This is a genomic window from Seohaeicola zhoushanensis (genome assembly GCF_014656415.1).
GTDB lineage: Bacteria > Pseudomonadota > Alphaproteobacteria > Rhodobacterales > Rhodobacteraceae > Seohaeicola_A > Seohaeicola_A zhoushanensis.
Genome location: NZ_BNCJ01000003.1, coordinates 378076 through 390315, shown reverse-complemented (window position 1 = coordinate 390315; position 12240 = coordinate 378076). Strand labels below are relative to the sequence as shown.

The following is a 12240-nucleotide window of genomic DNA, read 5'->3' as shown; positions in this document are numbered from 1 at the left end:
ATGATCCGCGACGGCACCGACTTCGCCGCAACGGCGTGAAAAAATACAGTTGCCGGAGGCATCGCGTCAGGCCGCAGGCCTGGCGCCCGAGGCGGAGGCCGCAGGCCGCAGCCGAGACAAGAGGCGTGGCGCCGCAAGGCGCCTCAGTCTGATCCGTAGAGCGGCACGGTGGAGATCGAGAGTTTCGCCGAGCCGTCGGTCAGCTCTGCCGCATGGGCGAGGTAGATCAGCGTGCGGTTCCGCTCGTCGTAGATCCGCTTGACGCGCAGCGACTTGAACACCAGCGAACGCGAGGTGCGGAAGACGTCCTCGCCGTTCTCGTCGCGGTCGATGTCGCCCAGCTCGATCGGGCCGGTCTGGCGGCAGGAGACAGAGGCGTTCGAGGGGTCCTCGAACCAGTTGCCCTTGCCCAGCCGGTCGAGCAGCCCGCGGTCGAAATAGGCGACGTGGCAGGTGACGCCCTTGACCTTCGGGTCGGGCACCGCCTCGATGATGATGTCGTTGCCGATCCAGTCGACGCCGACCTCGCCGACCTGCTCGGCGCGCGCGGGCAGGGCGGCGAGCGCGGCGAGCACCGCCGCGCAGAGGCCGGGACGCATCAGAAGGTGATCCGCGCGTGTTCGCCCATGTCGGGCTGTTCGCCGGTCAGGTTGGCCTTTGCAATCTCGTAGAGGAACCCCGCCGCGCCGTCGGTGGCCCAGACCTCGGCCCGCGCCGGGGTCATGCGCACCAGCCGCACGTCCTTGTCCTCCTTGCCCTCGTCGAACCAGGCGCCGGCGATCGGGCTCCAGAGTTCATCGAGCTTGGCCTTGTCGTCCGAGAGCGCCATCGCGCCGTCGATGGTGGCGTAGATCTTGGAGCCCGAATCGGCCAGCGTCAGCGAGACGCGGCTGCCCCCGGCTGCTGCCTGGGCGATATCGGTGCCATCGGCGGTGATGAACCAGATCGCATTGGCGTCAGGGTCGGCATAGGGCGACATCGGCACCGGGCGTGCACCTTCGGCGGTCAGCATCCCCGCCTGCACCTTGTCGAGGCGGTTCCAGAATTCGTGTTTCATGTCGGTGGCCATCGCTGTCTCCTTGGAGTTGGGTTGTGTCGGACGATCAACGTCTGCGCCGGGGCGCTTGTTCCTTGTCTCGCGCGCACCGGCGACAGGTTGCGCTTGACCGATGGCCGGTGCGGGCGTATTATTTGAACAGTTGTTCATTAAAACTGTGGGGGAGGCGCCGTCATGTTCAACGCATCCATGCGTTTCGATCTGGGCGAGGACGTGAACGAGCTGCGCGATACGGTGCATCGCTGGGCGCAGGAGCGGGTCAAGCCGATGGCGGCCGAGATCGACCGGTCGAACGCATTTCCGCCGGCGCTCTGGCCCGAGATGGGCGAAATGGGCCTGCTGGGAATCACCGTGCCCGAGGAATACGGCGGACTGGGCATGGGCTATCTCGCCCATACCGTGGCGGTGGAGGAAGTGGCGCGGGCATCGGCCTCGGTCTCGCTCTCCTACGGCGCGCATTCCAACCTCTGCGTGAACCAGATCAAGCTGAACGGCTCGCCCGAGCAGAAGACGAAATACCTGCCGGGCCTCGTTGCCGGCACCAGCGTCGGCGCCCTGGCGATGAGCGAGGCGGGTGCCGGGTCGGACGTGGTTTCGATGAAGCTGCGCGCCGAGAAGCGCAATGACCGCTACGTGCTGAACGGCAACAAATACTGGATCACCAACGGGCCGGATGCCGATACGCTGGTGGTCTATGCCAAGACCGACCCCTCGGCCGGGTCCAAGGGGATGACCGCCTTCCTGATCGAGAAATCGATGACCGGCTTCTCGACCTCGAAGCATTTCGACAAGCTGGGGATGCGCGGCTCGAACACCGCCGAACTGATCTTCGAGGATGTCGAGGTGCCCTTCGAGAACGTGCTCGGCGAAGAGGGCAAGGGCGTGCGGGTGCTGATGTCGGGCCTCGACTACGAGCGGGTCGTGCTGGCAGGCATCGGGCTGGGCATCATGGCGGCCTGCATGGACGAGATCATGCCCTATCTCGCCACCCGCAAGCAGTTCGGCCAGCCGATCGGGAACTTCCAGCTGATGCAGGGCAAGATCGCCGACATGTATACGGCGATGAACTCGGCGCGGGCCTATGTCTACGAGGTCGCCAAGGCCTGCGACCGGGGCGAGGTGACGCGCCAGGACGCGGCGGCCTGCTGCCTCTACGCCTCGGAACAGGCGATGGTGCAGGCGCATCAGGCGGTGCAGGCGATGGGCGGGGCGGGGTTCCTGAACGACGCCCCGGTGGCGCGGATCTTCCGCGACGCCAAGCTGATGGAGATCGGCGCCGGCACCAGCGAAATCCGCCGGATGCTGGTCGGGCGCGAGCTGATGGGGTCGATGGAGTGAGATTGGCGGCGGCCCTTCTGCTGGCTGCCGCGCCGGTTTCGGCCCAGGACATGGTCTATTCCGACGCGGGGACACTGGCCTGCCTTGCGGCAGCCGCCAGCACTTCGGCGAAGGCGGAATGCGCCGGGGTCTCGGCGCTGGCCTGCATGGAGGACTCGCCGGGTGGGACCTCGACCATGGGCAATGTCGAGTGTCTCGACAGCGAGGTGACCTTCTGGGACGATATTCTCGCGGGCCTGCGCGCGCAGGCGATGGAGAAGGCCCGCGCGACCGACGAGGCGGCCAGGACCGACGGGTTGGGCCAGTCCTTCATGGTCGAGACGCTGACCGGGCTGGAGACGGCCTGGCAGGGCTACAGCGATGCGCGCTGCGCCTTCGAGCGGGCGCAGTATCGCGACGGCACTGGTGGCGGGCCGGCGGAATTGCGTTGCGTGCTGCGCACCATGGGCGAACATGCGGCCTATCTGCAGGACATGTGGATCAGCCAGTAGGGGAGGCGGACATGCGTGGCGGGAGGATTTTCGGGATCGGCATGGCGCTGCTGCTGGCGGCCCGGCCTGCTGTTGCGCAGGACATCCTCTATTCCGACGACGCGACCCGCGCCTGCCTGACGGCGGCGCAGGACTCGGTGGCGCAGGAGGCCTGCATCGGCGCCTCGGCCAATGCCTGCATGTCGGCCAACGATCTGGGCGGTACCACCATGGGGATGGGCGGCTGCCTCGACCGGGAATACCAATATTGGGACGGGCTGCTGAACGCCTATTACCAGACCGCCATCGCGCGGGCGAAGAAGATGGATGCCGAGGTGCGCGCCTATACGCCCGAGGCGGCGGTTGCCGAGCAGACCCTGCGCGAGATGCAGCGGGCCTGGATCCCCTACCGCGACGCGGCCTGCGATTTCGAGCGGGCGCAGTGGGGCGGGGGCACCGGCGGCGGGCCGGCGGCGGTCGGCTGCCTGATGCGCATGACCGGCGAGCAGGCGCTGAGCCTCGGCCGCTTCGGGTATGGCCAATGAACCGCGCGGCGGGAAGATCCGGCGCAGCAAGATAATTCGTTCGAGGAAAGTCAAATGAAGCTCACGTCCAAAGCGCTCCCGTCGTCCGAGGCATTCCAGGCCAACCGGGCGGCCCACCTCGAAGCCCTGGCCGAGATCCGCGCCGCGGCGCAGCTGGCGGCCGAGGGCGGCGGGGCCAAGGCGCGCGAGCGCCATGCGTCCCGCGGCAAGATGCCCCCGCGCGAGCGGGTGGCGAACCTGCTCGATCCGGGCTCGCCCTTCCTCGAGATCGGGGCGACGGCGGCGCATGGCATGTATGAGGGCGCGGCCCCCTGCGCCGGGGTGATCGCGGGCATCGGCCGCGTGCATGGGCGCGATGTCATGGTGGTCTGCAACGACGCTACCGTGAAGGGCGGCACCTATTACCCGATCTCGGTCAAGAAGCACCTGCGGGCGCAGGAGATCGCCCAGGCGAACCGGCTGCCCTGCGTCTATCTGGTCGACAGCGGCGGGGCCAACCTGCCGAACCAGGACGAGGTCTTCCCGGACCGCGACCACTTCGGACGCATCTTCTTCAACCAGGCGAACATGAGCGCGCTGGGCATTCCGCAGATCGCGGTGGTGATGGGATCCTGCACCGCCGGCGGCGCCTATGTGCCGGCGATGTCGGATGTGACCATCATCGTCAAGGAGCAGGGCACCATCTTCCTGGCTGGCCCGCCGCTGGTGAAGGCGGCGACCGGCGAGGTGGTGAGCGCCGAGGACCTGGGCGGCGGCGACGTGCACACCCGGCTGTCGGGCGTGGCCGATTACCTGGCCGAGGACGACAGCCACGCGCTGGCGTTGGCGCGCCGCGCGGTGGGCAACCTCGGGGGAGAGTTCGCACCCACCCTGCGGATGCAGGCCATCGAGGAGCCGGCCTATGACCCCGAGGAGATCCTCGGCGTGGTGCCGACCGACCTGCGCACGCCTTACGACATCCGCGAGGTGATCGCACGGGTGGTGGACGGCTCGCGCTTCGACGAGTTCAAGGCGCGCTTCGGCGAGACGCTGGTCTGCGGTTTCGCCCATGTGAAGGGGATGCCGGTGGGCATCGTCGCCAACAATGGCGTGCTGTTCAGCGAAAGCGCCCAGAAGGGCGCGCATTTCATCGAGTTGTGTTCGCAGCGGGGCATCCCGCTGGTCTTCCTGCAGAACATCACCGGCTTCATGGTCGGGCGGCGCTATGAATCCGAGGGCATCGCGCGGCATGGCGCCAAGATGGTGACGGCGGTGGCGACGACGCAGGTGCCGAAGATCACCTTCCTGGTCGGCGGGTCCTATGGCGCCGGCAACTACGGCATGTGCGGGCGCGCCTATGCGCCGCGCTTCCTGTGGACATGGCCCAATTCACGCATCTCGGTGATGGGGGGCGAACAGGCGGCGGGCGTGCTCGCCACCGTAAAGCGCGACGGGATCGAACGCGCCGGGGGCAGCTGGTCGGCCGAGGAGGAGGCCGAGTTCAAGCGCCCCACGCTCGAGATGTTCGCCGAGCAGAGCCACCCGCTCTATGCTTCGGCGCGGCTCTGGGACGACGGGGTGATCGACCCGAGGAAGACGCGCGACGTGCTGGCGCTGTCGATCTCGGCGGCGCTGAACGCGCCGATCGCCGAAACCAAGTTCGGCGTGTTCCGGATGTGAGCCATGGGCGTTTCGGTCATCACCGGCGATATCACCCGGATCCCGGCGGACGCGATCGTCAATGCCGCCAACCGCTCGTTGCTGGGCGGCGGCGGGGTCGACGGGGCGATTCACCGGGCGGCGGGGCCGGGGCTGCTGGCCGAATGCCGGGGCCTGGGCGGCTGCGAGACGGGCGAGGCCAAGGTGACCGGGGCACACGGCCTGCCGGCGCGGATCGTCATCCACACGGTGGGGCCGGTCTGGCACGGCGGCGGGCGGGGCGAGGCCGGGCTGCTGGCGCGCTGCTATCGCAACAGCCTGCGGCTGGCCGGCGCGCATGGCTGCGCGACGGTCTCTTTCCCGGCGATTTCCACCGGGGTCTTCGGCTACCCGGCCGAGGAGGCGGCCGAGATCGCGGTGGCCGAGGTGACCGGCGCGGCGCTGGAGGTGCGGCTGGTGGCTTTCGATGCGCCGATGGCGCGGCTGCTGCAGGCGGCGCTCGACCGGGTGGGGGTGTCATGATGGGTATCAAGGCCGGCGCTGTCGCGTTGCTGGCAAGCTGGGGAGGATCGGGCATGGCCGATGACGCGCGATTGTTGGAGGCGGCCGCGACGGGAGACGTGGCGGCGATCCGGTCGGAACTGGCCGCCGGCACCGGGGTGGATGCGCGCGACGCACGCGGCCGCACCGCGCTGCTGGTCGCCACCCATCATGACCAGCTCGCGGCGGCGCGGGCGCTGGTCGAAGCGGGGGCCGATGTGAATGCCAAGGACGACATCCAGGACAGCCCCTATCTCTACGCCGGGGCCGAGGGGCGGCTTGCGATCCTGAAGTTGACGCTGGCGCATGGCGCCGATCTCGCCAGCACCAACCGCTATGGCGGCACCGCGCTGATCCCGGCGGCCGAGCGGCAGTCGGCCGAGGTGGTGCAGGTGCTGATCGAGGCCGGCGTGGCGCTGGACCATGTCAACAAGCTCGGCTGGACCGCGCTGCTGGAAGCGGTGCTGCTGGGCGACGGCGGCCCCGAACGGCAGGCGGTGGTGCGCGCGCTGATCGACGCCGGGGCGGATGTGACCCTGGCGGATGGCGAGGGGGTCACCCCGCTCGGCCATGCGCGGGCCAGGGGCTATGGCGACATCGCCCGAATGCTCGAAGCGGCGGGGGCGCGGCAATGAACCGGCCGGCGGCCTCCTGCTTCTCTTCTTTCCAAATACTCACGGGGGTCCGGGGGCAGTCGGCCCCCGGCGGCACAGACACAAGCGAGACCTCACCATGTTCCACACCATCCTGATCGCCAACCGGGGCGAGATCGCCTGCCGTGTGATGCAGACCGCCCGCGCCATGGGCATCCGCTGCGTCGCGGTGCATTCCGACGCGGATGCGGGGGCGAAACACGTGCAGATGGCGGATCTTGCCGTGCATATCGGCGGCCCGGCTCCGGCCGAGAGCTACCTGCGCGGCGAGCGGATCATCCAGGCGGCGCTGGAGACCGGGGCGCAGGCGATCCATCCGGGCTATGGCTTCCTGTCCGAGAACCCCGATTTCGTCGATGCGGTCGAGGCGGCGGGGCTGGTCTTCATCGGGCCCTCGGCCAGGGCGATCCGGGCGATGGGGCTGAAGGATGCCGCCAAGGCGCTGATGGAGAAGGCCGGCGTGCCGGTGGTGCCGGGCTATCACGGCGAAAGCCAGGACCCCGAACACCTGGCCGGGGCCGCCGATGCCATCGGCTACCCGGTGCTGATCAAGGCCACCGCCGGGGGCGGCGGCAAGGGGATGCGGCTGGTCGAGAAGGCGAAGGATTTCGCCGATGCGCTGGCCAGCGCCAAGGCCGAGGCCAGGACCGCCTTCGGCAATGACGCGGTGCTGGTCGAGAAATACGTCTCCAAGCCGCGCCACATCGAGGTGCAGGTCTTCGGCGATGGCACCCGGGCCGTTCACCTGTTCGAGCGCGACTGCTCGTTGCAGCGTCGCCACCAGAAGGTGATCGAGGAGGCCCCCGCGCCGGGCATGACGGCCGAGATGCGCGCCGCCATGGGTGAGGCGGCGGTGAAGGCGGCCGAGGCGATCGGCTATGCCGGGGCCGGCACCATCGAGTTCATCGTCGATGCCTCTGAGGGGCTGCGGTCCGACCGCTTCTGGTTCATGGAGATGAACACCCGCCTGCAGGTGGAGCATCCGGTCACCGAGGCGATCACCGGGGTGGACCTGGTGGAATGGCAGCTGCGCGTGGCCGCCGGGGAGCGGTTGCCGAAGCAGCAAGAGGAACTGACGATCACCGGCCATGCCTTCGAGGCGCGGCTCTATGCCGAGGACGTGCCGAAGGGTTTCCTTCCGGCGACCGGCAAGCTCACGCACCTGGCCTTCCCGGCGGGCTGCCGCGCCGACAGCGGGGTGCGGGCGGGCGATAGCATCAGCCCCTGGTACGATCCGATGATCGCCAAGGTGATCGTGCATGGTCCCACGCGCGAGATCGCGCTGTCGCGGCTGGCCTCGGCGCTGAAGGGCACCCAGGTGGCGGGCACCGTCACCAACCTCGCCTTCCTCGGGGCACTGGCCGAGCACGCGGGCTTTGCGGCGGGGGATGTCGATACCGGGCTGATCGGGCGTGACCTCGACAGCTTGGTGGTGGCCCCCGAGCCGAAGCCGCGCCACGTGGTGGCGGCGGCGATGGCGGCGGCGGGTGCGGGGCAGGGCGATTGGGCGCAGGGCTTTGCGCTCTGGTCGCCGCTGGAGCAAAGCATCGCGCTGAGCTGGGGCGAGGAACCGCTGACCGCCGTGCTGATGGCACAGGGGCCGGACCGGCAGGTCTGGCGCGTCGATGGGCAGGAGCTGGTTGCCGAGCGCAGCGGCGGCACCTGGCGCTGCGGCGGGATTGCCTTGCCGCCGGTGGCGGTGGCGGGCAAGGTGGCGACGGTCTTCGACGCCTATGGGCTGGCCTTCGGCATCATCGATCCGCTGGAACGCGCCAGCAGCAAGGGCGGCGACACCAACCTAATCGAGGCGCCGATGCCGGGGCTGGTCAAGGCGGTCTTCGCCAAGGCGGGGCAGGCGGTCGCCGAGGGCGACCGCCTGGCGGTGCTCGAGGCGATGAAGATGGAACATTCCCTGCTGGCCGCCCGTGACGGGGTGGTGGCCGAGGTGCTGGTCGAGGCCGGTGCGCAGGTCGAGGCGGGGGCCGCGCTGGTGCGGCTGGAAACGGAAGCGTAGCGCGGGGAGGCGCAGCATCATGGCCGGACGTGTCGAGATCGTGGAGGTCGGCCCGCGCGACGGGTTGCAGAACGAGAAGCGGGCAATCCCGGTGACGGAGAAGGTGGCGCTGGTCGACCTGCTCTCGCGCGCCGGCTTCAGCCGCATCGAATGCGCGAGCTTCGTTTCGCCCAAATGGGTGCCGCAAATGGCCGGCAGCGCCGAGGTGCTGGCGGGCATCAAGCGCGCCGAGGGCGTGCGTTATGCAGCGCTGACGCCGAACATGCGCGGCTACGAGGATGCGCTGGCGGCGGGGGCCGACGAGATCGCCGTCTTCGCCTCGGCCAGCGAGGGCTTCTCCAAGGCCAATGTCAACGCCACCATCGCCGAGTCGATCGAGCGGTTCGCCCCGATCCTGAAGGCGGCCCGCCATATCGACCTGCCGGTGCGCGGCTATATCAGCTGCGTGACCGACTGCCCCTATGACGGCCATGTCGAGCCGGGGCAGGTGGCGGCGGTGGCTGACAAGCTCTTCGCCATGGGCTGCTACGAGATCTCGCTGGGCGATACCATCGGACAGGGCACGCCCGACAGCGTGGCCAAGATGTTGCTGGCGGTGAAGAACGTGGTGCCGGTGAGCCGGCTGGCCGGGCATTTCCACGACACGGCGGGGCGCGCCATCGCCAATATCGACGTTTCGCTGGCGCTGGGTCTGCGCGTCTTCGACGCGGCGGTCGGCGGCCTGGGCGGCTGTCCCTATGCGCCCGGCGCGAAGGGCAATGTCGCCACGGAGGCGGTGGCGGCGCATCTGGAGCGGCTGGGCTATCACACCGGGCTGGATCTTGCCCTGGTGAACGAGGCGGCCGCGATGGCGAAGGCGATGCGCACCGGCTGAGCCGGGCAAAAGTTTTCGCTAAAACTTTTGGCAAAATTCCTTGCAGGAATTTTTGCCGGCGGAGAGGGATGGACATGTACGAGACCCTGACGATCGAGACCGACGCGCGCGGTGTTGCCAGGTTGACCCTGACGCGGGTGGAAAAGCACAACGCGATGTCGGCGCAGATGATCGCCGAGCTGACCCAGGCGGCGGCGCAGCTGGCGGGCGATGCCTCGGTGCGGGTGGTGGTGCTGACCGGGGCGGGCGAGTCGTTCTGCGCCGGGGGCGATCTGGGCTGGATGCGCGAGCAGATGGAGGCCGATGGCGCGACGCGCCAGGCCGAGGCGCGCAAGCTGGCCGAGATGCTCTTCGCGCTGAACACCTTGCCGCAGCCGGTCATCGGGCGGATCCAGGGCAATGCCTTCGGTGGCGGGCTGGGGCTGGTCAGCGTCTGCGACGTGGCGATCGGGGTGGAGAGCCTGAAGTTCGGCTTCACCGAGGCGCGGCTGGGGCTGATCCCGGCGACCATCAGCCCCTATTGCCTGGCCCGCATGGGCGAGGCGATGGCGCGGCGGGTGTTCATGTCGGCGCGGCTCTTCGGGGCCGGGGAAGCGGTGACGCTGGGCCTGCTGGCCCGCGCGGTGCCGGCAGCGGGGCTCGACGCGGCCATCGAGGCCGAAGTGAAGCCCTATCTCTCCTGCGCGCCCGGCGCGGTGGCGGCCAGCAAGCGGCTGGCGCGGCACATGGGGCCGCGGATCGACGCCGAGGTGATCGACTTCTCGATCCGCGCGCTGGCGGCGCAATGGGAGACCGAGGAGGCGCGCGAGGGGGTGCGGGCCTTCTTCGCCAGGGAAAAGGCGCCCTGGCAGCAGTGACTCTGGACCGTGGAGGGAAGGTGCCGAAGGAAGCGCTGAAGAGAACCGTGCGGAAGGCCTTCATCGCCCTCCTGGCGTTCCTGCGCTACCTGCCGAGGTTGATTCGGATTTGCCTCGGCGTGTTCCTGTGCCTGAATCTCGCAGCCTGGGCGGTCCTGACCCTGTTTCCCAAGCCCGACGCGGCCATCGCCAGTGCGAATTCCTTGATGTTCGCCGCCTTGTTGCTGCTTCTGCCCGCGCTGCTGTACGGCGCAATGTTTCTTGCCCTGCCTATCGCCTTCGACATTAGAGGCATTCGGTCGCTTCGGGCGCATGTCGCGGTGTGGACCGTGCTTGTCGGCCTATGGTGCATTGCTGCCCCGACCCCGACGCAACTTGCGGGTGTCGGGATCGGTGCGGCGTCAGGGTTGGTCTACTGGCTGCTTGCCGGACGGCTGGCGGGGCAGCCGGATCTGGGCCGCGGGGGCGGCGTCGTGCTGCATCCGGGCGACCGGCTGCTGACGGCGCTCTTCGTGGTGGCGGCAATCGTGCTGACAGGCCAGTGGGCTGTTGGCAAGGTCCGGGCTTCCATGTTCGACGGCGACCCAGGGACACCGGCCTATGTCTGGACCTACCGGCGCGAGATGCCGAATTCGCTCAAACTGACGCTGATGGATTACCCGGATGCGGCCTCTTGTCCGGTTCTGGAGGGGGCAGACATGCCGGAGGGTTTGCCCCCGCCGCTCGACTGGCCGCGTGTGCACAGCCATTCGGTCGCCAAGGTCTGCGTCTTCCGGCCGCTGCAGGCGACCGAGGGTCTCGAGGCCGCTGCGGCGTGGTTCGAAGCGCAGGGTTTCCGGGTCTCGCGAGAGGAAGGAGGCCAAATCAGGACCTATGGCCACAGAAACTCGCCAGAGATTCGCTTTGATGCCGGCCGACGGCTGCGAAGCGAACAGAACGGAGCATTCGTCTACAGCCCATTGATATTGCCGAAGCTCCCGCTGGCGCGGCTCTTTTCCCACATGGCCTATGGGATGTCGTTCAACATCTACTATCCTGTCGAGGGGAACCGGCCCTTGCGAGTGGAGACCAGTTCTTCAACGCTCTGACCCCCGCCACACGGTAAATCGCCGCATCGCAGCACGGCCCCGTTAATTCTTTGTAGATAAATCCAATTGGCATTGCTTCCATGGGGCTGAACCCGTTCTGGCCCCGTTGACCCTCCCCGCCCGCAGGGCTAGACAGGGCCAAGGTCAACACGCCACTTGACGGCGCGAGCCAGGGGCTCGGCGCAGCAGAAGGAGCCACTCGTGGAAGAGATGTTGCGGGAATACCTTCCCATCCTCGTATTTCTGGTGGTGGCCTGCGGGCTGGGGATCGTGCTGATCCTTGCCGCGGTCGTGCTGGCGGTGCGCAATCCCGACCCCGAGAAGGTCAGCGCCTATGAATGCGGCTTCAACGCCTTCGACGACGCGCGGATGAAGTTCGACGTGCGGTTCTACCTGGTGTCGATCCTGTTCATCATCTTCGACCTCGAGATCGCCTTCCTGTTCCCTTGGGCGGTTGCCTTCCAGGACGTGAGCATGGCGGCCTTCTGGTCGATGATGGCCTTCCTGGCCGTGCTGACCGCCGGGTTCGCCTATGAATGGAAGAAGGGGGCGATGGAATGGCAGTGAACGAGACTCCCCTGGTCACCGAGGTGCAGGGCAGCGGCGTGCAGGATGACCGGGTGAAGTCCGGCCCCTCGGCGCTGGCAGCTTTCGATGCCGACAGCGGCCATGAAGCCAGCACGGCGGCGCTGAACGCCGAACTGCAGGACAAGGGGTTCATCCTCACTTCGACCGAGGACCTGATCAACTGGGCGCGCACCGGCTCGCTGCACTGGATGACCTTCGGCCTCGCCTGCTGCGCGGTCGAGATGATGCATACCTCGATGCCGCGGTACGACGCCGAGCGCTTCGGGATTGCGCCGCGCGCCTCGCCGCGCCAGTCGGACGTGATGATCGTCGCCGGCACGCTGACCAACAAGATGGCCCCGGCGCTGCGCAAGGTCTATGACCAGATGCCCGAGCCGCGCTACGTGATCTCGATGGGTTCCTGCGCCAATGGCGGCGGCTATTACCACTATTCCTACTCGGTCGTGCGCGGCTGCGACCGGATCGTGCCGGTCGACATCTACGTGCCCGGCTGCCCTCCGACCGCCGAAGCCCTGCTTTACGGTCTGATGCAGCTGCAGCGGAAGATCCGCCGCACCGGGACAATCGTGCGCTGAGGC

The 12240-nt window shown here is 68.3% G+C and carries 14 protein-coding genes; 12 read left to right on the top strand and 2 right to left on the bottom strand.

The window, feature by feature from the left end:
* Positions 1 to 143 precede the first annotated feature (143 nt).
* Together IE266_RS09545 and IE266_RS09540 are read right to left on the bottom strand one after the other, a co-directional pair.
* Positions 144 to 599, bottom strand: a complete 456-nt coding sequence (locus IE266_RS09545; RefSeq protein WP_189679831.1) for a CreA family protein — start codon at positions 597 to 599, stop codon at positions 144 to 146.
* On the bottom strand, positions 599 to 1069 hold the full coding sequence (locus tag IE266_RS09540; protein ID WP_189679830.1) for a pyridoxamine 5'-phosphate oxidase family protein: 471 nt from the start codon (positions 1067 to 1069) through the stop codon (positions 599 to 601). Before IE266_RS09540 ends, IE266_RS09545 begins: the two co-directional genes overlap by 1 nt.
* Before the next feature lie 162 nt (positions 1070 to 1231).
* On the opposite strand from IE266_RS09540, the gene IE266_RS09535 reads away from it, so the two are divergent.
* From IE266_RS09535 to IE266_RS09480, 12 genes are all read left to right on the top strand, one after another.
* Positions 1232 to 2395, top strand: a complete 1164-nt coding sequence (locus IE266_RS09535; RefSeq protein ID WP_189679829.1) for an isovaleryl-CoA dehydrogenase — start codon at positions 1232 to 1234, stop codon at positions 2393 to 2395.
* Between the two features lie 2 nt (positions 2396 to 2397).
* Positions 2398 to 2886 carry a lysozyme inhibitor LprI family protein gene (locus IE266_RS09530; RefSeq protein ID WP_189679828.1) on the top strand — a complete coding sequence of 163 codons (489 nt, stop codon included), beginning with the start codon at positions 2398 to 2400 and terminating at the stop codon, positions 2884 to 2886.
* An 11-nt stretch (positions 2887 to 2897) separates the two neighbouring features.
* A complete protein-coding gene (locus IE266_RS09525) occupies positions 2898 to 3410 on the top strand; it encodes a lysozyme inhibitor LprI family protein (RefSeq protein WP_229863982.1) in 513 nt (170 codons plus the stop codon).
* Between the two features lie 54 nt (positions 3411 to 3464).
* Positions 3465 to 5069 (top strand): carboxyl transferase domain-containing protein, encoded by a 1605-nt coding sequence (locus IE266_RS09520; protein WP_189679827.1) that lies wholly within the window; start codon positions 3465 to 3467, stop codon positions 5067 to 5069.
* Positions 5070 to 5072: 3 nt separating this feature from the next.
* On the top strand, positions 5073 to 5570 hold the full coding sequence (locus IE266_RS09515) for an O-acetyl-ADP-ribose deacetylase (protein WP_189679826.1): 498 nt from the start codon (positions 5073 to 5075) through the stop codon (positions 5568 to 5570).
* Positions 5567 to 6223 carry an ankyrin repeat domain-containing protein gene (locus IE266_RS09510; RefSeq protein WP_189679825.1) on the top strand — a complete coding sequence of 219 codons (657 nt, stop codon included), beginning with the start codon at positions 5567 to 5569 and terminating at the stop codon, positions 6221 to 6223. The genes IE266_RS09515 and IE266_RS09510 overlap by 4 nt, the downstream gene beginning before the upstream one ends.
* Before the next feature lie 97 nt (positions 6224 to 6320).
* Positions 6321 to 8255, top strand: a complete 1935-nt coding sequence (locus tag IE266_RS09505) for an acetyl-CoA carboxylase biotin carboxylase subunit (RefSeq protein ID WP_189679824.1) — start codon at positions 6321 to 6323, stop codon at positions 8253 to 8255.
* A 19-nt stretch (positions 8256 to 8274) separates the two neighbouring features.
* Positions 8275 to 9129 carry a hydroxymethylglutaryl-CoA lyase gene (locus tag IE266_RS09500; protein WP_189679823.1) on the top strand — a complete coding sequence of 285 codons (855 nt, stop codon included), beginning with the start codon at positions 8275 to 8277 and terminating at the stop codon, positions 9127 to 9129.
* A gap of 74 nt (positions 9130 to 9203) precedes the next feature.
* Positions 9204 to 9986, top strand: coding sequence for a crotonase/enoyl-CoA hydratase family protein (locus IE266_RS09495; RefSeq protein WP_189679822.1), 783 nt, complete (start codon positions 9204 to 9206; stop codon positions 9984 to 9986).
* Positions 9987 to 10006: 20 nt separating this feature from the next.
* Positions 10007 to 11074, top strand: coding sequence for a hypothetical protein (locus IE266_RS09490; RefSeq protein WP_189679821.1), 1068 nt, complete (start codon positions 10007 to 10009; stop codon positions 11072 to 11074).
* 201 nt (positions 11075 to 11275) lie between these two features.
* Positions 11276 to 11641 (top strand): NADH-quinone oxidoreductase subunit A, encoded by a 366-nt coding sequence (locus IE266_RS09485; RefSeq protein ID WP_189679820.1) that lies wholly within the window; start codon positions 11276 to 11278, stop codon positions 11639 to 11641.
* Positions 11611 to 12237 carry a NuoB/complex I 20 kDa subunit family protein gene (locus IE266_RS09480; RefSeq protein ID WP_373310557.1) on the top strand — a complete coding sequence of 209 codons (627 nt, stop codon included), beginning with the start codon at positions 11611 to 11613 and terminating at the stop codon, positions 12235 to 12237. The genes IE266_RS09485 and IE266_RS09480 overlap by 31 nt, the downstream gene beginning before the upstream one ends.
* Positions 12238 to 12240: the final 3 nt, after the last annotated feature.